Below are 25,483 nucleotides of genomic sequence, written 5' to 3' on the forward strand. Positions count from 1 at the left end.
GCAAAATGGCCGGTCAGGAGGCCCCCGAACCCACCGGTCGACGGCGAAACACAGATGTAATGAACGGGACACGTCACGGCAACCCGGCGACCGCAGACTATGAGTGCGACGTAAGCCGTTGCTCACCATCTGAGACACCAATCCTCAGTGGCTCACTCATCGAATTCGATGACGAAGCTATGCACGTCGGTGCTTGATGTGTGCGTTCCGCGCACGCCTGAGCACCCGGATTGGTAGCCGGCATCGAGTTCGAGACCTGATCCAGTGGTTCGATGGAGGAACACGATGCTGAAAATTACCATTCTGGTGGGCAACCCCAAGCCCCAGAGCCGCACCCTCAAACTTGCGGAAACGCTGGTCGACGAGCTGCTCGTCGCCGGTACCTACGACCTGCGGGTCATCGACCTGGCCGAGTACTCGAGCCACATCTTCGAGTGGCCTTCCGCCGAGATGGCCGAGCTCAACCAGGCCGTCGCCGACAGCGACCTGCTCGTCGTCGCCACCCCCACCTACAAGGCCACCTACACGGGCCTGCTCAAGGGCTTCCTCGACCGGTATGCGGCCAACGGTCTGCGCGGGGTGACGGCGATCCCGGTGATGACCGGCGCCGACCTCAGTCACTCGATGGGCCCGGACGTCAACCTGCGTCCGCTGCTCGTCGAGCTCGGCGCGAGCGTGCCCACCAAGGGCCTCTACTTCGTCACCGGCCAGATGGAGAAGATGGAGGAGATCGTGGCCGCCTGGGCCGCCGAGAACCTCGCCGTGCTCCGTCTGTTGCAGCCCCTGGTGCTGGGCATGCTGGGCAAGAATCCCGAAACGGATGTCGAAAGCGCCTCCGACGCATCCGCCCCCGTGTCGACCGGAGCGAGCGCATGAGCCCCCGCGACCGCACCGACGGCCCGGCCGACCTCGACCTGGCCACGGCCCTCGAACCGACCGACCAGCACGGCCTGGAGACCATCAGCAGCGACCCGAGCGCCATCCGCGGGGCGTTCGGCAAGTTCCCCTCCGGGGTTGCTGCGCTCTGTGCCGTGATCGACGGTGAGCCGACCGGCCTCGTGGCGTCGTCGTTCTCGGTGGGCGTCTCGTACGAGCCGCCGCTGGTGCTCTTCTCGGTGCAGAACAGCTCCACGACCTGGCCCGTGCTGCGCCGCGGCGGACGCATCGGCGTCTCGATCCTGGGCAGCGACCACGGCCGCGAGTGCTACCAGCTGGCCTCCCGTAAGGGCGACCGGTTCGCCAACATCGACACCCGCACCACCGACCTCGGTGCGCTGTTCGTGGAGGGCTCGTCGCTCTGGCTCGACTGCGAGATCTACTCGGAGACCCCAGCCGGCGATCATACGATCGTGCTGCTCGAGGTGAAATCGCTCAAGGTGAGCGATGACCGCGACCCGCTGATCTACCACTCCGCGGCGTTCCGCAGCCTGGTTCCCGCGGAGCCCAAGGCCGCGTAGCCGGCTTCGGCCCTCATCGGCCGGCGTGGCACCTCACACCTCGTGCCACGCCGGTTCTTCTTCCGCGCCGGTGCCGTTGCCAGCGCCGCGCCGACGACGACGTCGCGGATTCAGTGCCGGCGCGGATGCCTGCTCGCCGCCGCTGCGCCGACTTGCCGCGTAACGCCCCTTCGCGGGCGCCGAGAGGGCACTTTGCGGCAAGTCAGCAAGTGACTTTTCGCCGAGTTGCCGCATAACGCCCTTTCGCGGGCGCTGAAGGGGCACTTTCCGGCAAGTCGCGGATGCGGCCAGCGCGCCGGCAACGCGCATCCGGCTCGCGACGGCCGTGTCGGGCTGTCGCCGCCGGTGCTCTCGAAGTGGTCGTGCTGCACGGTCTGGACCGGGGTGCGTTCGCTCAAGCGTCCCAGCCCCAGGCGGTAGCTGAGGCGCTCGCTGGAGTGGGCTAGAGGTGATCGTGCTCGGCGTGGGCGCGGGGCACGACCGGCACCGCCAGCGCGGGGAAGATTGCCGCAGCGGCGAAGGTGAGCGGGTAGCCGACCACCCCGATCAGGGCTCCCATCAGCGGCCCCACCAGGGACGCCGCGATGAACTGGCCGGTGTTCTGCACACCCAGCGCCTTGCCCGACCAGCCCGGGCCGGCCATCTCCGCGACCGAGGTGAACGCCAGCCCGTTCGGCGCCACGGTCACCGTCGTCGCGAGTACGAACACCACGGCGGCGGCGCCCCAGTGCGCGGCATCCACCGCGGCCAGCACGAGCAGCACGCTCGCCACGCTCACCGCCACCCAGCGCAGCGGCCGCACCCGGCTGCCGACTCGGTCGCTGACCACGCCGATCACGATGCGCCCGATCGCGCCCACGAACTGCGCGGCGCCCACGAGCACACCTGCGGCCAGCGCATCCCAGCCCTGGTCGCTCACCAGCCAGACCAGCCCGAAGGTGGAGATGGTGAATTGCGGCACCACCAGCAGAACGGATGCCGCGTGGATGCGCCAGAGGAAACCGCTCGTGCGATACGGGTTGCGTGCCGGCGCGACGGGGGCGCCCACCGGCGGGGCGACGCGGGGCGGGTTGGCCAGGCCGATGGCGCAGGCGAGAGCCAGCACCGCGGTGAGCGCGAACGGCACGACCAGGGCGGCGCCCACCCCGGAGGCGGCGGCGATCACCGGGATGGTGACGGCCGCGACGGTGACGCCGAGCGGCTGAGACATCTGGCGGATGCCCATGGCGAGTCCGCGCTTGTGCTTGGGGAACCAGCCCACCACGATGCGTCCGCTGGCGGAGTTGGTGCTGGCGGAGGCCATGCCGCCCAGCAGTAGGAAGACGCCGAGCGCGAGGTAGCCTTCGGACAGGATCGCCCCGCCGGCCGCGAGCGCCGTGAGCAGCAACCCGCCGGCGATCACCCACTTCTCGCCGATGCGGTCGGCCAGGGCTCCCCAGAGGATGAGGGTGAGCACCATGCCGAAGGTGGGGATGGCTGCGAGCAGTCCGGCCTGCGCCAGGGTGAGCCCACGTTCGGTGTGCAGCAGCGGGATGAGGAACGCCGGAGCGCTGACGAAAACCGTGCCGGCGGTCTGCGCGGCCACACCGAGGGCGAGCACGACCCAGGCGCGGGCGCTCACGGTCTGCGTGTCGGTGGGCGGGCTGGCGGTCATGGTGGCTCCTCGGGGGTTCCTGCTAATCTTCTGGTACACCAGCTTGGTATACCAAATCGCGCGGAGCCGCCAGCGTGAGCCCCACGCATCCGCGAACCGCGAGTGAAGTCCCAGAATCTCCGGATTTCTGGTGCTCGAGTGATAGTTCGCGGGACGGGTCGGGCGTGTGAGGAAGGGAATGATGATGACGACGAACGTGCCCAGCTCGCAGACCGTGCAGCTGTACGACCGGCTGCGGGCGGCCATTCTCTCGCTGCAGCTCGCGCCGGGGGAGCGGCTGACCGAGCGCGGCCTGGAGGCGAGTTTCGACGCATCCCGCACGCCAGTGCGCGCCGCCCTGGGCCGGCTCGACGCCGAGGGGCTCGTGCAGCGTGACGGCCGTGGCTGGATCGTCTCGCCCATCGACCTCGCGGAGATCGGGGCTCTGGCCGAATTGCGCGAGGCCGTGGAGGCCGCCGCCGTGCGCCTGGCGGTCGCGCGGGCATCCGACGACGACATCGCCGTTCTCGCCGCGGTGCTCGATGCCGCGCGTCCCGCCCCGTGGGCGTCCACCGACGACGAAGCGGATGCACCGGCCGCCGGGCACGGCGACGCGGAAGAAGGGGTACGCGCCGGCGGCGACTTCCATGTGGAGCTCAGCCGGCTCTCGGGCAACCCCGTCATGGTCGATGCCGTGCGCGGCGCCATGACGCGGCTGGCCCGCACCCGGTGGCTCGAGGTACGCACACCCGCCGCCCGCGACCAGGCCTGGCGCGAGCACCGCGCGGTGCTCGATGCCCTCGAGTCCCGCGACGCCGACACGGCTGCCCGGTTGCTCGCCGACCACATCCGCGGGACCAACGACCGGCTGCTCGCCGCCCTCGCCGCCGACAGCCGCCGGCTGCGCGGGCACGGCCTGTCGATCGTGGCGGATGCACCGGCCGCGACGGTCCTCTAGTCGGCTGCTGATGCATCCGGCTGGGCTCTGCGGCCCTTGACAGTTCACTTGCTTTTTGCAAGTATCGCCTGCATCAACGGACACCCCAATGGGACACCGACTAAGGAGACCACCATGCCCTCAATGTTCGTCAACCTGCCCGTGACCGACCTGGAGCGCGCGAAGGCGTTCTATACGGCGGTCGGCTTCACCATCAACCCGGCTTTCTCGGACCACAACGCGGCCTGCGTCGTCGTCGAGGAGGACCACAGCTACTTCATGATCCTGGTGCGCGAGTACTTCCAGACCTTCACCGAGCTGCCCATCGGCGACCCGGCGGTGCACCCCACGGCGTCGACGGCGATCTTCCTCGACAGTCGGGAGGCGGTCGACACCTCGATCGCCCACGGCATCGCGGCCGGCGGCTCCGAGCCGCAGCCGGCGACGGACTACGGCTTCATGTACCAGCGCCAGCTCACCGACCCCGACGGCAACTTCCTCGAATTCGGCTGGATGGATCCGGTGGCCGCCGCCCAAGGCCCCGAGGCCTTCGCGGCGCAACAGGCGACTGCGCAGGACTGAGGTCCATGGCCGCACGCGACTACGGACAGTACGGCGGCGTCACGCGAGGACTCGAGCTCGTTGGCGAGCGCTGGGCGCTGCTCATCGTGCGGGACCTGCTCGTTGGGCCGCGCCGCTACGGCGAACTCGCTTCCGGACTCGCCCGGATCCCGAGCAACATCCTGGCGGCCCGGCTCAAGGAACTGCAGGCGGCGGGCATCATCCGCCGGGTGCCGCACTCACGCGTGATCGTCTACGAGCTCACCCCGTACGGCCGCGAGCTCGAGCCGGTGGTGCTCGCGCTCGGGGCCTGGGGCTTCAAGGCCCTGGGCGATCCGCGCGCCGAGCAGGTCATCACGCCCGATTCGATGACGATGGATCTGCGCACCGCGTTTCGGGCGCACGTGGCCGAGGGCCTGCCGGCGACCGCCTACGCGGCGCGGTTCGGCGGCGCCGAGCTGCTGATCCGGGTGGATGGCTCCGCCCTCGACGTGACCCGCGGGAGCCTTGACGTGACGCCTGGCGGCGGACCGGTCGACCTCGCCTTCGCGGCCGGGCCGGGCATCCGTCTGCTGATCTCGGGCGAGCTCGCCCCGGAGCGCGCGATCGAGACCGGCGTGGTCGAGGTGCTGCGCGGCCGCAGCGCACTGCTCACGCGGTTCGCGAGCACCTTCCATCTGGCCGCGTGATCGGGCCCCGTCCGGCCCGGTGTAACTGGTTCCGGAACGGACATGTGCGCCCGGCGTACCGGCCCCATATGTCCGATCGGGCAACAGTCGTGCGTGGCGGCGCGGGTTTGCCGCGCGGGGGCCGCGACCACGACCATCCGCTGTGTGGCGTACCTCGTTATGGGGGTGCCGCCGAAGCCTCCGCTCTCGCTAACCTCAGACCACCGAACGCGGTGGGCGCTCCGCCCGCACTGCTCCCGGATGGTTTGCACGCCCCGAAGCGGCGCACATTCTGGAGGCAGTCCCGGCACGACTGCCCCGTCCACGCGCACACCCCGGGCGCAGCCGTGTCCGGGCACGCCCGAAGGAGCACTGTGACCCTGCATCCCCCCGCCATGCGTAATCGCATCGCCGCCCAGCTGGTCATCGAACACCTCCTTTCCCGCCAGACCGCGGTACCGCCGCGCACCCCGGTGGCCCGGCTGTTCGGCAAGTCGCCGCTCTGCCCGGAGAGCGTGAGCTGGTACCTCGGCGCGCAGGGCGAGATCACCGTGGGCAAGGTGCTCGCCACGCTGCCGCCGGACTGGACCGCCTTCCACGCGGTGCCGATCGGCAAGAACGACACCGACATCGACCACATCCTGGTGGGCCCCGGCGGCATCTTCACCATCAACACCAAACATCACTGCGGCAAGCACATCTGGGTGGGCGCGCGCACCGTCATGGTCTCCGGGCACAAGAAGGCCTACCTGCCCGCCGCCGAGCACGAGGCCGAGCGGGTCACGACCGTGCTGCGTGAACGGATGCCGCTGCTCGCGCCTGTGCAACCCGTGATCGCGCTGGTCGACCCCAAGCAGATCACCTTCCGCGACAAGCCCGTGCAGGTGAAGGTGCTCGACGCCCGGGTGCTGCGCCGTTGGCTGCTCAAGCTGCAGCCGGTGCTCAGCGACGACGAGATCGCCGAGGCCGTGGTGATCCTGGACAGCCCGGCCACCTGGCGGCAGCATCCCAGCCCGGCACCCGCCGACGTCATGGCCCGGTTCGCCGCGCTCGACGGCCAGGTGCGGCGGGCGCGCATCCGCCGGGTGGGTTGGTCGGTCGTCGCCTCGCTCTCGCTGTGCGGCGGCGCGGTGACCGCGGCCCTGCTGATCGAACAGGCGATGCTGGGCGGCTGACTCAGTCCAGCCGACGCCAGGTGGTCACGGCCGCGGCGATGAGAACCCCACCGGTGTACGCAATCAGGTCGATGACGTCGAAGGATGTGCCGAGCACGAAGCGCGCCGGGGGAAACACCGCGGCGATGCTGACCGGCAGACCCGTGAGCTGGAAGAGCTCAATACCCGTGCAGAACAGGATCGCGATGACGGCGACTCGCCAGCTGTTCATCCGCACGAGGATGAAGGAGGCCAACAGGAACACGAGCACCGCGTAGAGCGCGTCGCCGACGAGATCGCCCACCAAACCCACGGTCGCGTAGGTCACGACGAGTCCGGTGATGACGATCATGACCGCCGCCGCAGCCAAGGACAGGCGTCGGCGCAGGATGAGCTGCTCCCGGCTGGCCACGGTCGGCACGACCTCGAGCAGGCGATTGTCGTGCTCGTCGCCCATGCCGAAGATCGGTCTCACGCTGTCGAGGTCCGACGTGCCGATCTTGCGTCCCATAGCCAAACCGTATCGTGCGCAGGGGCCCGCCAGACACCGCTTCGGGTTACGAATGTGTTGCGCTCCGGTGCGAGCGACCCCGGCGGGGCCACGCGCACGGCGCCTCCGCCGGGCCCTGTCCGCTCCAGGCCGTGCGCCCCCGCGGCCGCAGCCCTTCCACGCGAAAGTAGCCTCTGGCCGGCGGTATATCCTCCGTTTCCCGCTCAGGGGCGGGCCGCATCCACAAGCGCCCTGGTGGCCGGCGCCACGGTGTCTCCGAGCCGGGCGATGGCACTCGAGTCGTCGGTGGCGACGATGAACGTGTCGATTCCGTAGCCGAGCGCCAGCTGCGCCAACCGCTCCGGTTCGGCGTCGGCGACGGCCACGTTCAGCAGGCGGCGGATGCTCGTCGGCTCACGCCCGGCCGCCCGTGCGGCGTCATCGATGCGGGCATTCCCCTCGCCGAGCAGCTCCGGCGCGGCGAGGCGCCCGAGCGAGGGCAGCCAGCCGTCGGCCGCGGTGCCGACGAGCCGCAGCATCCGCGGGCCGTAGGCGCCGAGCCAGATCGGAATCGGATGCGCCGGCGCCGGTCCCCGCTTGGCACCGCTGAGCCGGTAGAACTCGCCGTCACGGAAGATGCCGTCGCGGGCGTCGGTGTTCCAGATCTCACGGATCACCCCGATCGCCTCCGCCAGGGCCGACACCGCCTCGCCGGGGCTGCGCCGGTCGGCACCCATGGCCACGATGGCGTCCCAGAACCCGCCGGTGCCCAGACCCATGGCCACCCGGCCGCCGGTGAGCAGGTCGAGCGACGCTGCCGCCCGCGCGAGCACCGCGGGCGGCCGGAGCGGAAGATTGTGCACATCCCCGGCCAGGTGCACGCGTTCGGTGCGGGCGCCGACCCAGCTCAGCAGGGTCCAGGTGTCGAGAAACCGGGGCTGGTACGGATGGTCCTGGAACGTGACGAGGTCGAGCCCGGCCCGCTCGGCGGCCACGGCCAGCGCCACCGTGCCGACCGGGTCGGCCGCGGCCGGCGTGATGAAGGTACCGAAACTCAACGTTTGTCCGTGGTCGCCGCCCATGGCATTCTCCCTGTCCGCAACGGTCCGGCCCCCACGCAGCCGGGCGGTCGTCTCTGCACAACCGTGGACACGACGGTAGAACCATCCGCCGGCATCGGCACCCCCTGGCGCACCCCTCGACCATGTCGGCGGCCGCTGCTACCGTGCTGGCATGAGCAACACCGACTCCTCCAGCTCCGACGCGCCCGTGGTCGGCTGCGTCTTCGTCGGCACCAGTCTCGACGGATTCATCGCCCGTGAGAACGGTGATTTCGACTGGCTCACCGCCGCCGGCGACGCCCTGGGCGAGACCGGCTACGACGAATTCTTCGCCGGGGTCGACGCCATGGTGGTGGGCCGCGCCACCTTCGACACCGTGCGCGGTTTTCCCGATTGGCCCTACGCCGGCAAGCGGGTGTTGGTGCTCAGCCGCACCCTGTTGCGCCGGGTCGATGCCGAGCAGGAGCCCGACACGACCGTGCACGCCACCCTCGCCGAGGTGATCTCGACGTTGCAGCAAGAGGGGCGCCGCCGGGTCTACGTCGACGGTGGCCGCACCATTCAGAGCTTCCTGCGCGCGGGCCTGATCCGCGAGATCACCATCACCCGGGCACCCGTGTTGCTCGGGTCGGGTATCCCGCTGTTCGGCCCCCTGGGCACCGATGTGCACCTGCACCACGTGGGAAGCCGGGACCTCGGCGCAGGTTTCACGCAGTCCACCTACGAGGTGCTCCCGCCCGACTAGCGCGCGACCCGGTCACGACCGCCGCCTGGTGCGCTGGTTGAGCCTGTCGAAACCCGGTGAGGTGCGTCGAGAGCTCGGTTCGAGGGTCCGTGGCGCGGCTCAGCGAAGATGGCCTTCGTCGCCGCGCTGGCCCGTGCTGCAGCTGTGGCAGCGCAAGCGCCCCGCACAGCGTCCTAGTACCCGCGATAGCTGAGGCCCACCAGCGCCAGCACAACGACGACGGCTCCCGTCACGAGGAGCAGGTTCACCAGCCACACCCACAACGGAGCGGACCCGAGTCCGGCATGGCGGCGCAGCACCACGGTGCGGGCGATGAGGTACACCGGCGCGCCGAGCAACGACCAGGCCCAGTGCGCCACCGTGCGATGCCGCCAGATGCGCAGCCGCAACACGTCCCGCTGCGCCGCCGCCAGCGTGAGCAGGTATGGCAGCAGCAATGCCCCGAGCTGCCACCACCAGGCCCGCGGTGCGGTCAAGGCCACGACCAGCGCCGCATACCCGGCCACCACCGAGATCCAGGGCATGAACGCGATCACCCACACGGATGCGCTGCTCCAGCGGCTCGGGATGTCCACGTAACGGTCGGCGGGGTGGTCGCGGCCGGCCGGCTGCAGGGACACCGTGTGTTCGAAACTGTCCTGGGCCGGCTCCGACTCCCGGTCCCAGCCGTAGCTGGTGATCGGGGCGATCCGCGGCACCGGCGGCGGCAGCGCCCGCGTCGCATCCGCCTGCTCGTCCAGCAGACGACGCTCCCGCCGGGTCAGCGGGCGGTCAGGGGCCTGGGCGGCGTCCGGGGTGCCGGGTGGTGTGTCAGAGGTGCCCGGCTGCGCGTCTGCGACAGGGGACGCATCCGGGGCGCCGGGCCGGGCGGCCGGGTCGGGGGACACATCCGGGGAGCCGGGCTGCGCGTCAGCGTCGCCGATGTCGCGCCCGGGCGGCCGCTGCCGGTCGGTGTCGGTCGCCGGCCGGGCGTCGGGCTCCGGCCGGTGTTCGACCATGGGCGCGCAGTGCTCGGTCCAGTCCAGCCCGCTCCACCAACGCAATTGGACGTCGTCGCCAGGGTCGACGTACCAGCCGGCCGGGGCCACGTATCCCGGATGCTCGTCCACGTGATCCCCCGATCGGGCATCTGCCCACCACTTCAGAGTGGCCGCCGTGAGCGCCGGGGCGCTCACCCCAGTGTGGGGCGTGGCAAATCAACAGGTGATGGTCTGAATGCCCGCGAACTCAGGCGCCGCGCTGAGGCCCTCCTCCACGATCAGGAACGGGACCTCCGCTTGTGCGGCCACCTGCCTGGTGGTCGTGCGGGTGGACGCCCCGTCGGGGGTGTCGGAGAAGCCCACGGTCACGGTCGCGACGGGGCAGTTCGTCTGGGTCGTGACCGACCAGACCCAGCAGCCGAACTCCGAGGTGCAGTTCGCCATCAGGGTGGCGTCGTCCACCACCGGCAGAACGGATGCCTGCACCAGCAGGTCGGTGTTGGTAGATGCCTCTCCCGGCGGTGGAACCAGCACCTGGGTGATGCCGGGGGAGAGTTGGTTGCTCAGCAGCATCGCCAGGTACGCGCCCACCACGAGCACCCCCAGAACCGTGAGGAACACCCGCCACGGCGTGCGGGAACGCCGGGGCACAGGGCGCCAGGGGCCGCCCGTGGCTCCGGACGGAGCCGGGGGAGCCCAGTCTCGCGGTCCGCCGGGCCGGCCGTTCTGTGCCCCGGCCGCCGGCGATCGGGGGTCCGGTGGCCGGGTAGTCTGCGCGCGGCCGCCGTCGGCCCGGCCGCCCGGCTGCGGGGCGGCGTGCGGCGGGGGAGGCCAGTCACGTGGTGGGCCCGTCTGACTCGCGTATGTCCAGGATGCGGCGTCCCGGGCCCGAACGTAGTCGGCGAAGGTGAGCGTCTGCGGTGTCGAGGTGCCGGACCGGGGGCGCCCGCCCGACGGTGGCGGCCGGGTCGCGCCCGGTGCCGGCCGGGTCCCGCCTGGCGCTGCGGGTCGTGTCCCGTCGGGCGGCGTCGGTGGTGCGCCCGGCGGCGTGGGCCGCGTCGCGCCGGACGGCGCCGCCGAGCCGGGCGACGGCGTGCTGCTGCCGGCGTGCCGCCCCGGACCGGCCGGACGCCGTGCTTCCTCCGCTGCCGCCGCAGTCAACCTGTTGTGCAGCACATCCCGGGCGTCGCACGCCCGGATGAACTCCGCGCTCGCGGCAGCCTGCTCGGCGGCCGACGCCCCCGCGAACCGGTCCGGGTGGCAGAGGCGCGCCCGCGCCCGAAAGGCCCGGTCCACCTCCTGCCGCGAAGCCGCCATGCCCACAGTGAGCACGGCCGAGGCGGCGGTCGGCGACATCGGTACCCGCGCCATCAGCGCTCTCCGGTCGAACGCAGGTATCGCGCGTAGTGGGCCCGGTCCGACGCGGCCTTCAGCTGTTCGGCCGTGTCCCGGATGCTGGTCACCAGGGCGGCCTCGATCTGCCGTACCCGGGCGCGGGCCTGCCAGGTCTTGATTCCCACGGTGATCAGGGCGGCCAGGTGAAGCAGGATGCGCCAGCTCGGCTGAGTGCCCTCGACTATCCCGAAGACGGTGTAGCCGGCGAAGAGCACACAGAGCACCACACCGGCGTACAGGTTCCAGCGCGCTCGGCGCAGGGAGGGGCGCGCCATCCGCCGCCAGGCCGCATCGTTGCGGCTCCAGAATGTCCAGCGCGGGGGCGAGTGCGGGCAGCCCGGTACGGGCACCCAGCCCGGCGGCGGCTGCCAGCCCAGGTGGGTGTTCACCCACTCGAGGGTGGGTGTGGGCCAGCCGGGTGGACCGTGAAAGACCAGCGGCAGGTGCTCGGCAGCGGTCTGCGCAATGGGCGTGGTCGACACCCGCCGAGGCTAGTGGCGCGTGCCAAGCCGCGCCAGAACCCCGTCCGGGGCGGCACCGCGTCTCGTTCTGAGGAGATAGTGGATTTGAGAGGACGCGATCGTTTCGGGCGTATTCGGCGGGTGCCGGCTCAGGGCACCAGGTTGCTGAGCGCGAGAATCCCGTAGGCCATCACCAGCGGGGCGATCTGCACGAGAAACACGCCCGCGCCGAGCAACAAGCCCAGCAGCGCGAACGCCGTGCCGCGCAGCGTCTTGTCGCGTCGCAGCTCCCGCCGCGCGGCACCGGCGATGAGCACCGCGATACCGCCGAGGAGCATGTTGAACGGCGCCGGCAGGAACACCGCGATCAGCCCGACCGGGAACGCGAGGACCGCCTTGCCTGAGTAGCGGGGCACGGAAGCTCCGGCTGACGTTGCGGTGCTGTCCTGGACGGTCATGGTGCCCAATCTACGACCTCTTGCGGGTCGGCGTTGCGGGCTTCGACGAGCTCGACGGTCGATGCCCGCGTCCATTCACTACGAGGTCAGGCGGCCCACGTAAGGAACCAGGCCGTCATCAGCCACGGCAGCAATTGGAACAGAACGACCCCCGCTCCGAGCAGGAAGCCCAGCAGCGACAACCTCGCACCGCGCAGGGTGTCGTCCCGTTTCAGCTCGCGTCGGGACAGTATCGCCACGACGATCGCGAACACTGCGACGATCGTCCCGAACGGCGCCGGAACGAAGACGGCGAGCAGCCCCGCCGGCAACGCCAGCACGGCCTTGCCCGAGTATCGGGGCGCGACCCCGGCCGGGGTCGTTACGGGGGTGATCTCAACGGCCATGGTGCTGACGCTAGCGCCCCGGCGCCGTCAGCACCAGCACTGGGCGCGCCCGCCGTTGAGGTGGAGACTTTCGCCACACGCCGGTACCGCGGGCGGCGGATGCGGCGATTCGCGGGAATCTGAGCCTTTGCAACCGCTCCGCTCGAGCGACTGCGGCACTAGAGCATTGACACGCAAGTCATAACTTGCCTATCGTGGGCACCGTGGCTGACATCTTCAAGGCGCTGGCGGACCCCACCCGCCGCATCATCCTCGACGAGCTGACCGCCCGAAACGGCCAGACGCTTTTCGAGCTGTGCTCACGCCTGCTGACCAACCACGGGCTGGCGTCATCCCGGCAGGCGATTTCGCAGCACCTCGACGTGCTCGAGGGCGCTGGTCTCGTCGAAACCCGGCGGGAGGGCCGCTACCGGTACCTCTACATCCAGACCGGGCCGCTCGAATCGATGGCGGACCGGTGGCTGCCGGCAGAGGCCGCCCCGGACGATGCGAGAGCCGACACCGAATTGAGAGAGGAAACGACATGAGAATCCAGATGGCGAGTGTGTTCGTCGACGACCAGGCGAAGGCGCAGCAGTTCTATACCGAGGTACTCGGGTTCACCACGAAGAACGACATCCCCCTGGGGGATGACCGCTGGCTCACGGTGGTGTCGCCGGAGAACCCCGACGGCACCGAGCTGCTGCTCGAACCCAGCGGGCACCCCGCGGTGAAGCCGTTCACCGAAGCGCTCGTGGCCGACGGCATCCCGTTCACCCAATTCACGGTCGACGATGTCGCCGCCGAATACGAACGGATGCTGGCGCTGGGGGTGCGCTTCACCCAGCCGCCGACCGTGATGGGTCCGGTGACCACCGCGGTGTTCGACGACACCTGCGGCAACCTGATCCAGCTGGTCAGCCCCGTCTGAGGCCGAAGCGCGGCCGACCCGGACGGTCTGCGCGCGTGGACGCATCCGTCGGCGGCCGCGCCCGGCGCGGCACCCGGCGGCGGCGCCAGGCCGAGACGCCGGCCGGGCTACAGCCAGCGGCGCTGCTTGAAGATGCCCCAGAGCCCGAACCCCATCAGCGCCATCGCGGCCACGGCCAGCGGGTAGCCGTACTGCCAGTGCAGCTCGGGCATGGTGTCGAAGTTCATCCCGTAGATCGTGCCCACCAGGGTGGGGGCGAACAAGATCGCCGCCCACGCGGAGATCTTCTTCACCTCCTCGTTCTGCGCCAAACTCACTTCGGTGAGCCGTCGGGTTTCTTCGTTCTGGGCCAGGCCGGCCTCGGAGATCCGGCGCATCTCGTCGTTCTGCTGCTGGGTCACCAGGGTGGCGTGCACGGTGAGGGCGTTCTCCAGCAAGGCCCGGAATGAGTCGGCCTGCTCGGTGACCCGCAGCACGTGGTCGAGCACGTCGCGGAATGAGCGCTGCAGTTCCACGTCCACCTGATACTTCTCCGAGCCGCGCAGCAGCCCCTCGAGCATGCCGCGCAGGGGCCGGGTGGCGCGCTGGAACGCGATGACCTCACTGAGCAGCTCGTAGATGCGCCGGGACACCGAGGGGTCTCCGCCGAAGAGCTGGTCCTCGATCTCGTCGATGTCGTTCTCCAGGCCGGCGATCACCGGCCCGTAGCCATCCACGACCTCGTCGAGCACGGCGTGCAGCACGGCTTCGGGTCCACGGGCCAGCAGTGCCGGGTTTGACTCCATCCGCCGGCGCACGTTCGCCAAGTCGGGGTTCTCGGCGTGCCGCACGGTCACCACGAAGCCCGGGCCGATGAAGACGTGCACCTCGCCGAACTCCACGGTCTCCTCGGCGTCGAGGTACCAGGCCGGCCGCAGCACCACGAACAACGTCTCACCGAAGCGCTCGAGCTTGGCCCGCTGGTGGCCTGTCAGAGCGTCTTCCACGGCCAGCGGATGCAACGAGAACTCGTCGGCAACGCTGCGGATCTCGCTTGCATCCGGGCGGTACAGGCCGATCCATGCCATGCCGGCATGCGCATGTAACTGCGCGTACGTCTCGTCGAGGCTGTGCGGGCTCGCGGTGCGTCGCCCGGTCACGTAGATGCCGTTGTCGATGAGTGCCATGGTCGTACTCCGTCGGTCGGTCGACGAGAGCGCGCAAGCAAGCCGGGGGAGGAACCGCGCGTCAGAGATCGACGGACGGAGAGCCACCCCGCACAGGGAGGTTCAGGAGGCGCACCATCTCAGCGCGGGCCGCTCCCGACGAATCAGAGAGACAGGACGAAGACGACACCCGCAGCGGAGATGGAGCGCGGACTATCACCAGCCATGGCCGCTCACCCGCCTTCGATCGAAGTGTGTCGTGGCCCTGCCTGGGCCTCGAATACCGTACCACCCGAAAATGACGGATGCGTCGCGCTTCACCGCACCTCGTATGGCTGGATGCGCCCCCTATAGCGGGCGCTATCGCCGGGAGGTGGTGCGGTGAGCATCCGCGGGGCTTCGCTGCACAGGGGGTGCACCGGCCAGCCTCGCACGATCCCTTCACAGAGGCGACCCATCCGCTGGTCGAGCCTGCCGAGACCTCGCGACCCGCTAGACCGGCGCAACCACGTTGTGCCGGCCGATGGGCAGCATCATCGGGCGGCCCGACGTCGGGTCCTCGAGCACCCGGCTCGAAAGCCCGAACACCGCCTGCACGGTCTCCTCGGTGAGCACCTCGTGCGGGGTGCCGACGGCGTGCACGCGGCCATCCGCCAGGGCGATGAGGTGGTCGGCGTACCGGGCGGCGAGGTTGAGGTCGTGCAGCACCATCACGATGGTGGTGCCGCGGGCCTGATTGAGGTCGGTGAGCAGGTCGAGCACCTCGATCTGGTGGCTCACGTCGAGGAACGTCGTGGGCTCGTCAAGCAGCAGCAAGTCGGTCTGCTGGGCCAGCGCCATGGCGATCCACACCCGCTGGCGTTGCCCGCCGGAGAGCTCGTCCACGGCCCGGTCCGCCAGCACTGCGATCGAGGTGGCGTCGAGCGCCGCCGCGACGGCCTCGTCGTCCGCAGCGCTCCAGCGGGAGAACATGCGCTGGTGGGGGTTGCGGCCGCGGCCCACGAGGTCGGCGACCGTGATGCCCTCCGGCGCGATCGGCGATTGTGGCAGCAGCCCCAGCGTGCGGGCCAACTCCTTGGCGGGCATCCGGTGCACCTGCTTGCCGTCGAGCAGCACCTGGCCGGCCCGAGGCGGCAGCAGCCGCGACATCGAGCGCAGCAGGGTGGACTTGCCGCAGGCGTTGGCGCCCACGATCGCGGTGATGCGCCCGGCCGGCACGACCAGGTCGAGGCCCTCGATCACGGTGCGGTCGCCGTAGCCGAGGGTGAGGTTCTCCACCGCCAGGGTATGAATGACTGTCACAGGGAGCCTCCGGCGCGGTTGGTGCGGATGATGAGGTAGATCAGGTACGGCGCCCCGAGCACGCCGGTGACGACGCCGACGGGAAACCGGGTGCCGAACGCGTACTGGCCGGCGAAGTCGCCCACCAGCACGAGCAGCGCGCCCACGAGCGCGGCCGGCACGAGCAGCGAGACGCCGGGGCCCACGATGCGGGAGGCGATGGGCCCGGCCAGGAAGGCGACGAACGCGATGGGCCCGGCTGCGGCGGTGGCGAACGCGATGAGCCCCACGGCAGCGATGATCATGATCACCCGGGAGCGTTCCACGCGCACGCCCAGGGCGGATGCGGTGTCGTCGCCGAGCTGGCTCATCGACAGGTTGCGGGACTGCCCGAGCAGCACCGGCGCGAGCACCAGCAGGGCCACGAACACCGGCAGGGTCTGCGTCCAGCTGCTGCCGTTCAGGCTGCCGGTGAGCCAGCGCATGGCCACCTGCAGGTCCCATTCGGCGGCCTGGGAGAGCACGTACGCGGTCATGCTGTCGAGCATCGCGGCCACACCGATGCCGATCAGGATCAACCGGGTGCCGGCCACACCGCCCTTGTACGCCAGAGCGTAGATGGCCAGCGCCACGACGAGGCCCGAGACGATGGCGACGATGGAGACCGCGGTGGACCCGTAGCCCAGCACGATGATCGAGAACGCGGCGGCGGCACTGGCGCCGGAGCTGATGCCGATGATGTCGGGGCTGGCCAGGGGGTTGCGCAGCATGGTCTGGAAGGTCACGCCGCCCAGGCCGAAGCACAGCCCGGCGAGCACGGCGAGCGTGGCGCGGGGCAGCCGCAGCCGGCCCACCGTGAAACCGGCGCCGGGCACGTCCTGGCCGAACACCACGCGCAACACATCGGCGGGGGAGTAGTTGGTCTGGCCGACCATCAGGCTCACGAGGTAGCCGGCCACGATGAGCAGCGCCAGCACGGTGATCACGGTGCGGCGACGGATGCGGCGGCGCGCTCGGCTCTCGGCCACGGCCTGCGCGGTCGACCCGGTCGGGTGGGTCGCAAGGAGGCTCACAGTTCACGCACCTTGCGGCGGCGCACGATGTAGATGAACACGGGGGCTCCGATCAGCGCGGTGAGGATTCCCACGTCGATCTCCGCGGGTCGGGCGATGATGCGGCCGATCACGTCGGCGCCGGTGAGGAGGGCGGCGCCGAGCACGGCGGAGAACGGCAGCAGCCACCGGTGGTCTACGCCGACGAGCAGCCGGCAGGCGTGCGGAACGACGAGGCCGACGAAGCCGATCGGCCCGGCCACGGCCGTGACCGCGCCGCAGAGCACGACGGCGCCGATCGCCGCGGCGCCGCGGGCCACGGCCACCCGTTCGCCCAGGCCCGCGGCGAGATCGTCACCGAGCGCCAGCGCGTTGAGCGCCCGGGCGGAGAGGAAACTGAGCACGAAACCCACGATCAGGAACGGCGCGACCACGCGGATGTTCTCCATCGTCGCCCCGCCGACGCCGCCGATCTGCCAGGAGCGCACGCTGCCGGCGATGTCGTTGCGGGGCAGCACCACGGCGGTGACGAACGAGGCCAGTGCCGCCGAGGTCGCGGCCCCGGCCAGGGCGAGCTTCAAAGGGGTGGAGCCGCCGCGACCCAACGACCCGATCGTGTAGACGAACAGGGCGGTGGCGCCGGCGCCCACGATGGCCACCCAGATCATCGAGGTGGCGCTGCTGAGTCCGAAGTAGGCCATGCCGCTCACCACGGCGAGGGCCGCGCCCACGTTCACGCCCAGGATGCCCGGGTCGGCCAACGGGTTGCGGGTCACCCCCTGCATCACCGCGCCCGACATGCCCAGGGCAGCCCCGGCCACCACGGCCAACAGTGTGCGGGGGATGCGGGTGGCGACGGCGGCGCGGTCGAAGCCATCCGCTGCCCCGCCGAGCGCCGCAAAGATGTCATCCCAGCCGACCTCGCGGGAGCCGATGGTGATCGAGACCAGCATCAGGAGGGTGAGCACCCCGAGCGCGGCGAGCAGCCACAACGACCGCAGCCGCTTCGGGCGTCGCACACGGGCGACGCTCGAAGCGGCTGATGAAACAGGGGAAAGAAGGGTCACTTCGCGTTGTCGGCCGCAGCGGCGAGCAGCGCCGCGTAGTCGTCGAGGATGTACGAGATCGACAGCGGGGTGGGGTTCGCGGCGGTGCCCATGGGGCCGTCGCCGGAGAGGTTGACGATGGACTTGTTGGCCACCGCGGGGATCTGCGACAGCAGCGGGTCACCCTCGAGGGTGGCGACCAGGTCGGCGCCGCCGTAGGTGACGATCACGTCGACGTCGTTGAACGCATCCGCCTGTTCAGCGCTCTGGGTGAGGGAGTACTGGTCGGTGGTGGCGGAGGCCGTGATGATGCTCGGCGCACTGACCATACCGAGGTCGTCGAAGAACATGGTGCGGGTGTCGTGCGTCGTGTAGAAGCTGACCTCGCTGAGGTCGGCCTCGTCGACGTGGGTGAGGAACATCACGGTCTTGCCCTCGAGCGACGGGTACTTCGCTGCGGTGTCGGCGATCTCGGTCTCGAGTTCGGCGATGAGGTCGTCGCCCTCGGCGACCATGCCCAGGCCGGCGGCGTTCTGCTTGATCATGTCGCGCCAGGAGGTGCCCCAGGCGTTCTCCGGGTAGGCCACGACGGGCGCGATGGCGCTGAGGGTGTCGTAGTCCTCCTGGGTGAGACCGGAGTACGCGGCGAGGATCACGTCGGGATTGGTGTCGGCCACGGCTTCGAAGTCGATGCCGTCGGTCTCGTCGAACAGCACCGGGGTCTCGGCGTCGAGCTCGTCGAGCTTGGCCTTCACCCAGGGCAGCATTCCGTCGTCGTCATCGTCGCCCCAGGTGGCGGCGGCCATGCCCACGGGCACGACGCCGAGCGCCAGCGGCACCTCCTGGTTGGCCCAGTTGACGGTGGCCACGCGCTCGGGCTTGGCGTCGATCACGGTCTCGCCGAAGGCGTGTTCGATGGTGATCGGGGTGAAATCGCCGGATGCGGCGGCGGAGTCGGTGTCGGCCGCGGGGGACGAGCAGGCGGCGAGGCCCAGGGTGAGAACGGCGGCGGCCGAGAAGGCTAGAAGTGCGGATGCGCGGGGCATGGTTTTCCTCGTGATCGTGGTGCAGGGGGTCAGGGAGTGGACCGACGGCGCTGTGATGCCGCGCCCCGCCGTCGCGCGCAGGGGTCCAGCCCGGCGCATCCGTAAGGGTTGCCTAACCTTACCAGCACGCCGCGGCCCCTCCGCAAGTCACGGCGCGCTCCGAGCGTGGGCGCACGTCCCGAGCACGTATCGTCAGGGATATGAACCGAACTGACCGCCTGTACGGCATCGTTGAGGAACTCCGCGCAATCGCTCCGCGCCCTCGCAGCACGACCTGGCTGGCCGACCGGTTCGAGGTGAGTCGGCGCACCGTTGAGCGCGATATCAGTGCGCTCCAGCAAACCGGGGCACCGATCTGGGCGCAACCCGGTCGAACCGGCGGGTACTGCCTCGACCCCTCGATGACCCTGCCGCCGGTGAACTTCAGCGCCGACGAGGCGGTGGCCGTCGCGGTCGCCCTGCGCAGCGTCGAGGGGACGCCGTTCCACGGCGCCGGCCGAACGGCCCTGCGCAAGCTGCTCGCGGCCATGGCTACGGGCGACGCGGGCGACGCGGACGATCTCGCGGGCCGGGTCCATTTCATCGGGCACAGCCCCGAGCCGCCGCCGATCCCATCGGTGCTGACGCAGGCCGTCTCCGAACGGCGTGTTCTCCGACTCCGGTACACCGACCGTGACGGGCGCAGCACGCTGCGGGATGTCGAGCCCCTGGGATACGTCGGGTCCACTACGGCCTGGTACCTGCTCGGATGGTGCCGGCTGCGCGGCGGCATCCGCGCGTTCAAGCTCGACAGGGTGGATCAGGTGACGGCCACCGCCGAGCGAGTGCCTCGACGCACCGTACACCCCGACGAGATCCAGGTGCCGGGCGGGGATCTGCTCACCCTCGCGCTGCTGTGAGAACGGATGTCGAAACACCGACATAGGGGTGTCGCCCGGGGTTGTCAGCATGGTCGGTGTCGCGGATGGTCCGCGACGACGTCTGCCCCGAAAGAGCTGCCATGAACCTTGTCTCCCTTCGCCTGATCACTGACGATGTGACCCGACTCGCCACTTTCTACGAACGCATCACTGGAGTCGCCGCCGAACGCCCGAATGACGATTTTGCGGAACTGCGCACACCGAACGGCACCCTCGCCATCGGAAGCACCCGCACGGTGGCCGTCTTCGGTCCCGGCTCCGCACGCCCGGCCGCCAACCACACCGCCATCATCGAATTCCTGGTTCACGATGTCGATGCGGTCTACGCCTCTCTCAGGGCCGACGGCGTCGAGCCGCTCGGTGAACCTCGGGACATGCCGTGGGGCAATCGGTCGCTGTTGGTCCGCGACCCTGACGGCACCCTCGTGAATCTGTTCACGCCGGTCACGCCGGCCGCGATCGCCAAATTCGCCGAGACCCCGCGTTAGCCTCACTGCGGCCGGTGGCGCCTCGGGCCTCCGGCCGCGAGGCCCCCGGGCGTCCCGGCATCGCGCTGCAGAGGGTCCAGTCGCACACCCGTATCGCACCCGCCGCTCCCGCCGCAATGGCTTGCACGGGCGCATCCGGCTGCGTAGCGTCGAAGGATGAAAATCGGATACAAGCTGATCGCTGAGGGATTCGGCCCCCAGGAACTCGTCCGTCAAGCCGTGCGCGCCGAACAGGCCGGCTTTGATTTTGTGGAGATGAGCGATCACTTCCACCCCTGGGTGGAGGCCCAGGGTCACTCGCCGTTCGTGTGGAACGTGCTCAGTGTGATCGCCGCGAAGACCAGCACGTTGGAGCTGGCCACCGGGGTCACCTGCCCCAGCGTGCGGTATCACCCGGCCATCATCGCCCAGGCCGCCGCCACGCTCGCGCTGCTCTCCGACGGCCGCTTCACCCTCGGTGTGGGCGCGGGCGAGCGCCTCAACGAGCACATCGTCGGGCGCGGGTTCCCCGGTATCCATGAGCGGCACGCCACCTTCAACGAGGCGCTCGAGATCATCCGGCTGCTCTGGAAGGGCGGCTACCAGAACTACGACGGCCGTTACCTCAAGCTCGAGGACGCCCGCATCTTCGACCTGCCCGACGTGCCGCCCACCCTGGCCGTGGCCGCCAGTGGCCCGAGCTCCGTGGCGCTGGCAGCCGAGCACGGCGACGGCCTCTTCGCTACCGAGCCGAACGCCCAGCTGGTTACCGGCTACCGCGGCGCCGGCGGCACCGGCCCGCTATACGCCGAGGCCCCGCTGGCCTGGGCTCGCACCGAACAGGAGGCCGTGACCGCCGCGCACACGACCAACGCCTGGGCGCTGAGCGGCTGGAAGGTGATGAGCGAGCTCCCGAACCCGGTGAACTTCGAGGCCGCAGCCGCCACGGTCCGAGAGGACGACATCCGCGAGCAGTTCGCCTGCGGCCCGGACGTGGAGCGGCACCTCGAGGTGATCGGCCAGTTCACGGATGCCGGCTTCGACCACGTGGCCCTCATGAACGCCGGTCCCGACCAAGACGGCTTCTTCGACTTCTTCGAGCAGGAGCTGCGGCCCCGGCTGCTCGCCGAGAGCACCCGATGACCGCGGCGAGAGCGGTTCTCTTCGACATCGACGGCACCCTGGTCGACTCCAATTACCTGCACGTCGACGCCTGGCAGCGCGCCTTCCAGACGCTCGACACCGACGTCGAGGCGTGGCGCATCCACCGGTCGATCGGGCAGGATGCCGGCCAGTTGCTGTCGTCTCTGGTGGGGGAGCGGCCGGACGACTGGGTGAGCCGTGCGAAGGAGCTGCACGCCGAGAATTACAGGGAACTCGCTCCCCGGTTGCGCGTCTTCCCGCAGGCGCGGGAACTGCTCGCCGCCCTGGCCGGGAGGGGAATCACGGTGGTGCTCGCCACCTCCGCTCCCGCGGAGGAGCTGAACATCCTGCTCGAGCTGCTCGACTCCGATGACGCTATCCACGCCACGACCAACTCCGACGACGTGGATGTGGCCAAGCCCGACCCCGACATCGTGCGGGTGGCGCTGGACCGTGCAGGCGTCGAGCCCGCCGAGGCGCTCTTCATCGGCGACTCGGTCTGGGATATCGAGGCCGCGGGGCGCGCCCGGGTGCGGTCGCTCGGAGTTCTCTCCGGCGGGATCGCCGGCGACCTGCTCACCGACGCGGGTGCCTGGAGCGTCTTCGGAGGCACGAACGAGATCCTCGACCGACTCGACGAACTGGGTCTGAGCGCCTAACCGTCCCCTCGCCGGTCGACCCGTCCTTCCGTCATCGAGCCAGCCCATCGCCGGTCGAGCTTGTCGACGCCGTGCTGAGCCTGTCGAAGTAGACCTCGTGGCAAGCCTCGAGACCGGCTCACGGGGTCTCGACGGGCTCGACCGACGGAGTGGGCTCGACCGACGGAGTGGGTGCGACGCGCGGCCTACTTCGCGATGAACGCGAGCATGTCCTCGTCGAACTCGTCCTGGTAGTCGCCGTAGACACCGTGCGGGGCGCCCCCGTAGATCTTGAGCGTGCCGTGCTTCACCAGTTCGGCCGACTTCAGCGCGGCTGCGGCGATCGGCACGATCTGGTCGTCATCACCGTGCGCGATGAAGATCGGCACCTCCAGCGCCTGGAGGTCCTCGGTGAAATCGGTCTCCGAGAACGCCTTCACGCAGTCGTACGCTGCGGCGAGGTTCAACAGCATGCCCTGGCGCCAGAAGTCGTCCTTGGCGCCCTGCGACACGTTCGACCCCTCGCGGTTGGCGCCGAAGAACGCCTCGCTGAGGTCTTGGTAGAACTGCGAGCGGTCCTTGAGCACACCGGCGCGGATGCCGTCGAACGCCTCGATCGGAGTGCCCTCTGGGTTGCTGTCGGTCTTCACCATCAGCGGCGGAACGGCCCCGGCGGTGATGACCTTGGCAACCCGTCCCTTGCCGTACTGGGCGGCGTAGCGCACCACTTCTCCGCCACCGGTGGAGTGGCCCACGACCACGAGGTCGGTGAGGTCGAGCGATTCCACCAGCTCGGCGAGGTCCTTGGCGTAGGTGTCCATGTCGTTGCCCGTGTAGGTCTTCGACGAGCGCCCGTGACCGCGGCGGTCGTGCGCGATGGCGCGGTAGCCGGCATCCGCCAGCAGCTTGAGCTCGACCTGCCAGGCGTCCGACGACAGCGGCCAACCGTGGCTGAGCAGCACGGGCCGGCCGGTGCCCTGCTCGGTGTAGTAGATCTCGGTTCCGTCTGAGGTGGTGAAGTAAGGCATTGTTCTCTCTCTTTCGGGGTTGATGCGGACTTCTTCGGGAGGGGAGCTGGTTACGCCAGATACGCCAGGGCGCCCACGATGAGGTCGGCGACAGCGTTGGGGTTGGACACCATGACCGAGTGCGAGGCGTCCGGGATCTCGACGGTCTTCAGGGAACCGGCGCGCTCCGCCATGAAGCGCAGGCCCTCCACCGGGATGTTCTTGTCGGCGGTGCCGAAGATGAACCAGGACGGCAGCGTCTTCCACGCGGGGGTTTCGGCGGGCTGTGGTTCGCCGAGGGCGAAGTCGCGAATGGCCCGCTGCGTCGCGGCGGCGATCTTCGCCTCTGCGAGGGGAACGTCACCGGCGAACTGATTCGGGAAGAGCTCACGGTCCACGATGAGGTCATTCGTCCCATCGCCCAGGGCATACGGGCGCACCGTCTCGCCCAGAGTGCTGCCAGGGAATTGGCCGGTGAGCCCGAGCGAGGTTTCGCCGTGGTCGGGCGCGAAGGCGGCGACGTAGACCAGTCCGGCCACAGCTTCGCTGCCAACGGCCGCCTCGGTGATAACGGCGCCGCCGTAGGAATGGCCGACCAGGAGCACCGGGCCGCCGACCGACTCGACGGCGCGGCGCACGTTGTCGGCGTCGGTGCTGACGCTGCGGAGTGGGTTCGGGGTAGCGAAGGCGGCGATTCCGCGGTCAAGGAGATTCGCCAGGACGCCGCTCCAGCTGGCGGATTCGGCGAAGGCGCCGTGCACGAGAACGACGGTGGGGGAGTCAGACATGAGTGCTCTCTTCCGGTTGTGGTCTACGGGTGGACGGTTAGCTGAATTCGACGATGAGCTCGACTTCGACCGGGGAATTCAGCGGCAGTACGGCGACGCCCACGGCGCTGCGGGCGTGCACGCCGGCGTCGCCGAAGATCTCTCCGAGCACCTCTGAGGCACCGTTCAGCACTGCAGGCTGATCGGTGAATCCGGGGTCCGACGCCACAAACCCCACGACCTTGATCACCCGGGTGACCCGGTCGAGGGAGCCGAGCACACTCGCCACGGCGGCCAAGGCATTCAGGGCGCTGAGGCGGGCATAGCCCCGTGCCTCATCGGCCGTGACGGCAGCGCCGACCTTGCCGGTGGCAGGCAGCACGCCGTCGACGAAGGGGAGCTGCCCGGCCGTGTAGACCTGGTGGCCGCTGATGACGGCAGGAACGTACGTGCCAGCGGGCGCTGCGGCCTGCTGCGGCAGTGTGATCCCGAGTTCATCCAGGCGATCGGTGATCGTGGTCATGGCGCACGCTCCCTAGGGTTCCCTCCCCGGCTCGGGGAGAACTCCCTTCACGGTACGGTCGATGCTCCTGGTGTGCGTGTCCCTGCTGGTACCCCTGTCGCGGAGAGGGTGGTGACGGATGGGTCGAGGGAGGCGGCCAGGCGAGAGAACACCATGGCCGTGATGCTCTGCGGCGGCGCGGACAGCACGGTCAACTGGTACCCGGGCATGCTGCGCACCGCGAAGTTCTGCACGTCGATCTCGATGGCGCCCACGGCCTCCACCACCATATTGATCCGGGCGTCCTCCGAACCAGACACGTCGTACCGCGCCCACATCCGCTCGAAGTCGGGATCGTCGGAGAGTGCGTCGACGATCTCCTTCAGCCGTGGTGAGCGCGGATCGGCATCCCGCCGCAGGCCCGCCAGGCTGGAGCGGGTCATTTCCTCCCACTCCACGAGGGAGTGCTTCATCCGGTCCACGAAGAGGCGGAGCACAACGTTGGATCCGGCCGAGAGCCCGCCATTGCCGAACACGTGGGCGAGCGGGTTGGCCGCCACGATGTCGCGGTGGCTGTCGGACACGTATGCGGGGGTGTGGGTCCAGTGGCCGAGCACGCGCGTGATCCGCTCGGCCGATTCCGCGTCGGGTTGCACGGGCTGGGGCAGCTCACCGCTGGCGACCCGCAACAGGTACTGCCGCGAATCGGCGTCAAGCCCGAGTGCTCGAGCGAGGGCGTTCAGCACCTGATCGGATGGCCGGCCGCCGCGGCCCTTCTCCAATCGCAGGTAGTACTCGGCGCTGATCCCGGCGAGCCGGGCGACCTCGTCCCGTCGCAGCCCAGGCACCCGGCGACCCGTATCCCGCACGATCCCCGCGTCCTCCGGCTGGCAGACATGGCGGCGAGCCCGTAGGAACTCGCCCAACACGATCAACCCCGCAGACATATGCGCTCCTACCGTTCGGATAGGTCCACCGTACGTCGTAGAGCGATGCCTCCACATCCCCTTGACGTGGGAAAGTCAGGCCGTTCGTGACGCCGGTTTCGGCGGTGAGATCGGCCAGGGACGCCCTCTGGTAGCCGTGCACCCAGAACAGCTCGATGGCGGCGTCGAGGAGGGCGTCCTCGTCGAAGGTGCGGGTGCGCGGCATCCCATCACGCTACTCCTGCAC

At 69.9% G+C, this 25,483-nt stretch carries 30 protein-coding genes and 1 pseudogene; 13 read left to right on the top strand and 18 right to left on the bottom strand.

All coding sequences use genetic code 11. The features are described 5' to 3' along the window. Positions 1-285: 285 nt before the first annotated feature. A complete protein-coding gene (locus DOE79_RS17570; protein WP_120339595.1) occupies positions 286-876 on the top strand; it encodes an NADPH-dependent FMN reductase in 591 nt (196 codons plus the stop codon). Next, positions 873-1,457 (top strand): flavin reductase family protein, encoded by a 585-nt coding sequence (locus tag DOE79_RS17575; RefSeq protein WP_120339596.1) that lies wholly within the window; start codon positions 873-875, stop codon positions 1,455-1,457. The genes DOE79_RS17570 and DOE79_RS17575 overlap by 4 nt, the downstream gene beginning before the upstream one ends. A gap of 442 nt (positions 1,458-1,899) precedes the next feature. Here the strand turns inward: DOE79_RS17575 and DOE79_RS17580 are convergent, their stop codons facing one another. After that, positions 1,900-3,111 carry an MFS transporter gene (locus DOE79_RS17580; RefSeq protein ID WP_120339597.1) on the bottom strand — a complete coding sequence of 404 codons (1,212 nt, stop codon included), beginning with the start codon at positions 3,109-3,111 and terminating at the stop codon, positions 1,900-1,902. 178 nt (positions 3,112-3,289) lie between these two features. On the opposite strand from DOE79_RS17580, the gene DOE79_RS17585 reads away from it, so the two are divergent. The 4 genes from DOE79_RS17585 to DOE79_RS20970 all read left to right on the top strand — a co-directional run bounded on the left by DOE79_RS17585 (position 3,290) and on the right by DOE79_RS20970 (position 6,431). Continuing rightward, a complete protein-coding gene (locus DOE79_RS17585) occupies positions 3,290-4,048 on the top strand; it encodes a GntR family transcriptional regulator (RefSeq protein WP_245977000.1) in 759 nt (252 codons plus the stop codon). A gap of 114 nt (positions 4,049-4,162) precedes the next feature. Then, positions 4,163-4,609 (top strand): VOC family protein, encoded by a 447-nt coding sequence (locus DOE79_RS17590; protein ID WP_120339598.1) that lies wholly within the window; start codon positions 4,163-4,165, stop codon positions 4,607-4,609. 5 nt (positions 4,610-4,614) lie between these two features. Next, positions 4,615-5,277 (top strand): winged helix-turn-helix transcriptional regulator, encoded by a 663-nt coding sequence (locus DOE79_RS17595; RefSeq protein ID WP_120339599.1) that lies wholly within the window; start codon positions 4,615-4,617, stop codon positions 5,275-5,277. A gap of 353 nt (positions 5,278-5,630) precedes the next feature. Next, positions 5,631-6,431, top strand: coding sequence for a nuclease-related domain-containing protein (locus tag DOE79_RS20970; protein WP_245977001.1), 801 nt, complete (start codon positions 5,631-5,633; stop codon positions 6,429-6,431). A gap of 1 nt (position 6,432) precedes the next feature. Here DOE79_RS20970 and DOE79_RS17605 read toward each other — a convergent pair whose 3' ends face one another. Continuing rightward, positions 6,433-6,921 (bottom strand): ribosomal maturation YjgA family protein, encoded by a 489-nt coding sequence (locus DOE79_RS17605; protein ID WP_181445905.1) that lies wholly within the window; start codon positions 6,919-6,921, stop codon positions 6,433-6,435. 203 nt (positions 6,922-7,124) lie between these two features. Next, positions 7,125-7,982, bottom strand: a complete 858-nt coding sequence (locus tag DOE79_RS17610) for an LLM class flavin-dependent oxidoreductase (RefSeq protein WP_120339601.1) — start codon at positions 7,980-7,982, stop codon at positions 7,125-7,127. Positions 7,983-8,133: 151 nt separating this feature from the next. Here DOE79_RS17610 and DOE79_RS17615 point away from each other — a divergent pair, with 151 nt between their 5' ends. After that, positions 8,134-8,706 carry a dihydrofolate reductase family protein gene (locus DOE79_RS17615; protein WP_120339602.1) on the top strand — a complete coding sequence of 191 codons (573 nt, stop codon included), beginning with the start codon at positions 8,134-8,136 and terminating at the stop codon, positions 8,704-8,706. 173 nt (positions 8,707-8,879) lie between these two features. Here DOE79_RS17615 and DOE79_RS17620 read toward each other — a convergent pair whose 3' ends face one another. The 5 genes from DOE79_RS17620 to DOE79_RS17640 all read right to left on the bottom strand — a co-directional run bounded on the left by DOE79_RS17620 (position 8,880) and on the right by DOE79_RS17640 (position 12,386). Beyond that, positions 8,880-9,815: a DUF2510 domain-containing protein gene (locus tag DOE79_RS17620; RefSeq protein ID WP_162942822.1), complete on the bottom strand. Its 936-nt coding sequence runs from the start codon at positions 9,813-9,815 to the stop codon at positions 8,880-8,882. Positions 9,816-9,902: 87 nt separating this feature from the next. After that, a complete protein-coding gene (locus DOE79_RS17625; protein WP_120339604.1) occupies positions 9,903-10,337 on the bottom strand; it encodes a hypothetical protein in 435 nt (144 codons plus the stop codon). Positions 10,338-11,056: 719 nt separating this feature from the next. Then, positions 11,057-11,563, bottom strand: coding sequence for a hypothetical protein (locus DOE79_RS20665; RefSeq protein WP_162942823.1), 507 nt, complete (start codon positions 11,561-11,563; stop codon positions 11,057-11,059). Between the two features lie 128 nt (positions 11,564-11,691). Next, positions 11,692-12,000: a hypothetical protein gene (locus tag DOE79_RS17635; RefSeq protein ID WP_120339606.1), complete on the bottom strand. Its 309-nt coding sequence runs from the start codon at positions 11,998-12,000 to the stop codon at positions 11,692-11,694. A gap of 86 nt (positions 12,001-12,086) precedes the next feature. Further along, positions 12,087-12,386 (bottom strand): hypothetical protein, encoded by a 300-nt coding sequence (locus DOE79_RS17640; protein WP_120339607.1) that lies wholly within the window; start codon positions 12,384-12,386, stop codon positions 12,087-12,089. Between the two features lie 203 nt (positions 12,387-12,589). On the opposite strand from DOE79_RS17640, the gene DOE79_RS17645 reads away from it, so the two are divergent. Both DOE79_RS17645 and DOE79_RS17650 read left to right on the top strand, forming a co-directional pair. Beyond that, positions 12,590-12,913, top strand: coding sequence for an ArsR/SmtB family transcription factor (locus DOE79_RS17645; protein WP_120340415.1), 324 nt, complete (start codon positions 12,590-12,592; stop codon positions 12,911-12,913). Next, the gene (locus tag DOE79_RS17650) at positions 12,910-13,296 is read left to right on the top strand and encodes a VOC family protein (RefSeq protein ID WP_120339608.1); all 387 of its coding nucleotides are present in this window, start codon (positions 12,910-12,912) and stop codon (positions 13,294-13,296) included. The genes DOE79_RS17645 and DOE79_RS17650 overlap by 4 nt, the downstream gene beginning before the upstream one ends. 107 nt (positions 13,297-13,403) lie before the next feature. Here DOE79_RS17650 and DOE79_RS17655 read toward each other — a convergent pair whose 3' ends face one another. From DOE79_RS17655 to DOE79_RS17675, 5 genes are all read right to left on the bottom strand, one after another. Continuing rightward, a complete protein-coding gene (locus tag DOE79_RS17655; RefSeq protein ID WP_120339609.1) occupies positions 13,404-14,462 on the bottom strand; it encodes a magnesium and cobalt transport protein CorA in 1,059 nt (352 codons plus the stop codon). A gap of 471 nt (positions 14,463-14,933) precedes the next feature. Continuing rightward, positions 14,934-15,743, bottom strand: coding sequence for an ABC transporter ATP-binding protein (locus DOE79_RS17660; RefSeq protein WP_120339610.1), 810 nt, complete (start codon positions 15,741-15,743; stop codon positions 14,934-14,936). Next, entirely contained in the window at positions 15,740-16,795 is a 1,056-nt protein-coding gene (locus DOE79_RS17665; protein ID WP_220094255.1) for a FecCD family ABC transporter permease, read from the bottom strand. Before DOE79_RS17665 ends, DOE79_RS17660 begins: the two co-directional genes overlap by 4 nt. Next, positions 16,792-17,841 (bottom strand): FecCD family ABC transporter permease, encoded by a 1,050-nt coding sequence (locus DOE79_RS17670; RefSeq protein WP_425455660.1) that lies wholly within the window; start codon positions 17,839-17,841, stop codon positions 16,792-16,794. The genes DOE79_RS17665 and DOE79_RS17670 overlap by 4 nt, the downstream gene beginning before the upstream one ends. Next, positions 17,838-18,866, bottom strand: coding sequence for an iron-siderophore ABC transporter substrate-binding protein (locus DOE79_RS17675; RefSeq protein ID WP_120339611.1), 1,029 nt, complete (start codon positions 18,864-18,866; stop codon positions 17,838-17,840). The genes DOE79_RS17670 and DOE79_RS17675 overlap by 4 nt, the downstream gene beginning before the upstream one ends. Positions 18,867-19,066: 200 nt before the next feature. Between DOE79_RS17675 and DOE79_RS17680 the strand changes: the two genes are divergently transcribed. From DOE79_RS17680 to DOE79_RS17695, 4 genes are all read left to right on the top strand, one after another. Further along, positions 19,067-19,765 (top strand): helix-turn-helix transcriptional regulator, encoded by a 699-nt coding sequence (locus DOE79_RS17680; RefSeq protein ID WP_120339612.1) that lies wholly within the window; start codon positions 19,067-19,069, stop codon positions 19,763-19,765. A gap of 101 nt (positions 19,766-19,866) precedes the next feature. Further along, positions 19,867-20,274, top strand: coding sequence for a VOC family protein (locus DOE79_RS17685; protein WP_120339613.1), 408 nt, complete (start codon positions 19,867-19,869; stop codon positions 20,272-20,274). A gap of 156 nt (positions 20,275-20,430) precedes the next feature. After that, the gene (locus DOE79_RS17690) at positions 20,431-21,396 is read left to right on the top strand and encodes a TIGR03557 family F420-dependent LLM class oxidoreductase (RefSeq protein WP_120339614.1); all 966 of its coding nucleotides are present in this window, start codon (positions 20,431-20,433) and stop codon (positions 21,394-21,396) included. Beyond that, the gene (locus tag DOE79_RS17695; RefSeq protein ID WP_120339615.1) at positions 21,393-22,055 is read left to right on the top strand and encodes an HAD family hydrolase; all 663 of its coding nucleotides are present in this window, start codon (positions 21,393-21,395) and stop codon (positions 22,053-22,055) included. The genes DOE79_RS17690 and DOE79_RS17695 overlap by 4 nt, the downstream gene beginning before the upstream one ends. A 185-nt stretch (positions 22,056-22,240) precedes the next feature. Here the strand turns inward: DOE79_RS17695 and DOE79_RS17700 are convergent, their stop codons facing one another. From DOE79_RS17700 to DOE79_RS21190, 5 genes and pseudogenes are all read right to left on the bottom strand, one after another. Continuing rightward, a complete protein-coding gene (locus DOE79_RS17700) occupies positions 22,241-23,062 on the bottom strand; it encodes an alpha/beta fold hydrolase (RefSeq protein WP_120339616.1) in 822 nt (273 codons plus the stop codon). Positions 23,063-23,112: 50 nt separating this feature from the next. Next, entirely contained in the window at positions 23,113-23,829 is a 717-nt protein-coding gene (locus DOE79_RS17705) for an alpha/beta fold hydrolase (protein ID WP_120339617.1), read from the bottom strand. Between the two features lie 37 nt (positions 23,830-23,866). Further along, positions 23,867-24,331, bottom strand: a complete 465-nt coding sequence (locus DOE79_RS17710) for a RidA family protein (RefSeq protein WP_120339618.1) — start codon at positions 24,329-24,331, stop codon at positions 23,867-23,869. Between the two features lie 47 nt (positions 24,332-24,378). Then, positions 24,379-25,257: a helix-turn-helix domain-containing protein gene (locus tag DOE79_RS17715; protein WP_162942824.1), complete on the bottom strand. Its 879-nt coding sequence runs from the start codon at positions 25,255-25,257 to the stop codon at positions 24,379-24,381. 121 nt (positions 25,258-25,378) lie between these two features. After that, a pseudogene (locus tag DOE79_RS21190) lies at positions 25,379-25,462 on the bottom strand (TetR/AcrR family transcriptional regulator); the annotation flags it as partial. Positions 25,463-25,483 lie beyond the last annotated feature (21 nt).

The sequence above is a fragment of the Cryobacterium soli genome (assembly GCF_003611035.1).
Classification (GTDB): Bacteria; Actinomycetota; Actinomycetes; order Actinomycetales; family Microbacteriaceae; genus Cryobacterium; species Cryobacterium soli.

Coding starts and splice junctions, on each gene's coding strand:
- DOE79_RS17590 (WP_120339598.1), top strand. CDS start 4,163: ATGCCCTCAATGTTCGTCAACCTGCCCGTGACCGACCTGGAGCGCGCG.
- DOE79_RS17690 (WP_120339614.1), top strand. CDS start 20,431: ATGAAAATCGGATACAAGCTGATCGCTGAGGGATTCGGCCCCCAGGAA.
- DOE79_RS17675 (WP_120339611.1), bottom strand. CDS start 18,866: ATGCCCCGCGCATCCGCACTTCTAGCCTTCTCGGCCGCCGCCGTTCTC.
- DOE79_RS17705 (WP_120339617.1), bottom strand. CDS start 23,829: ATGTCTGACTCCCCCACCGTCGTTCTCGTGCACGGCGCCTTCGCCGAA.
- DOE79_RS17635 (WP_120339606.1), bottom strand. CDS start 12,000: ATGACCGTCCAGGACAGCACCGCAACGTCAGCCGGAGCTTCCGTGCCC.
- DOE79_RS17715 (WP_162942824.1), bottom strand. CDS start 25,257: ATGTCTGCGGGGTTGATCGTGTTGGGCGAGTTCCTACGGGCTCGCCGC.
- DOE79_RS17685 (WP_120339613.1), top strand. CDS start 19,867: ATGAACCTTGTCTCCCTTCGCCTGATCACTGACGATGTGACCCGACTC.
- DOE79_RS17640 (WP_120339607.1), bottom strand. CDS start 12,386: ATGGCCGTTGAGATCACCCCCGTAACGACCCCGGCCGGGGTCGCGCCC.
- DOE79_RS17695 (WP_120339615.1), top strand. CDS start 21,393: ATGACCGCGGCGAGAGCGGTTCTCTTCGACATCGACGGCACCCTGGTC.
- DOE79_RS17585 (WP_245977000.1), top strand. CDS start 3,290: ATGATGATGACGACGAACGTGCCCAGCTCGCAGACCGTGCAGCTGTAC.
- DOE79_RS17650 (WP_120339608.1), top strand. CDS start 12,910: ATGAGAATCCAGATGGCGAGTGTGTTCGTCGACGACCAGGCGAAGGCG.
- DOE79_RS17655 (WP_120339609.1), bottom strand. CDS start 14,462: ATGGCACTCATCGACAACGGCATCTACGTGACCGGGCGACGCACCGCG.
- DOE79_RS17610 (WP_120339601.1), bottom strand. CDS start 7,982: ATGGGCGGCGACCACGGACAAACGTTGAGTTTCGGTACCTTCATCACG.
- DOE79_RS17580 (WP_120339597.1), bottom strand. CDS start 3,111: ATGACCGCCAGCCCGCCCACCGACACGCAGACCGTGAGCGCCCGCGCC.
- DOE79_RS17605 (WP_181445905.1), bottom strand. CDS start 6,921: ATGGGACGCAAGATCGGCACGTCGGACCTCGACAGCGTGAGACCGATC.
- DOE79_RS17575 (WP_120339596.1), top strand. CDS start 873: ATGAGCCCCCGCGACCGCACCGACGGCCCGGCCGACCTCGACCTGGCC.
- DOE79_RS17615 (WP_120339602.1), top strand. CDS start 8,134: ATGAGCAACACCGACTCCTCCAGCTCCGACGCGCCCGTGGTCGGCTGC.
- DOE79_RS17700 (WP_120339616.1), bottom strand. CDS start 23,062: ATGCCTTACTTCACCACCTCAGACGGAACCGAGATCTACTACACCGAG.
- DOE79_RS17680 (WP_120339612.1), top strand. CDS start 19,067: ATGAACCGAACTGACCGCCTGTACGGCATCGTTGAGGAACTCCGCGCA.
- DOE79_RS17570 (WP_120339595.1), top strand. CDS start 286: ATGCTGAAAATTACCATTCTGGTGGGCAACCCCAAGCCCCAGAGCCGC.
- DOE79_RS17595 (WP_120339599.1), top strand. CDS start 4,615: ATGGCCGCACGCGACTACGGACAGTACGGCGGCGTCACGCGAGGACTC.
- DOE79_RS17710 (WP_120339618.1), bottom strand. CDS start 24,331: ATGACCACGATCACCGATCGCCTGGATGAACTCGGGATCACACTGCCG.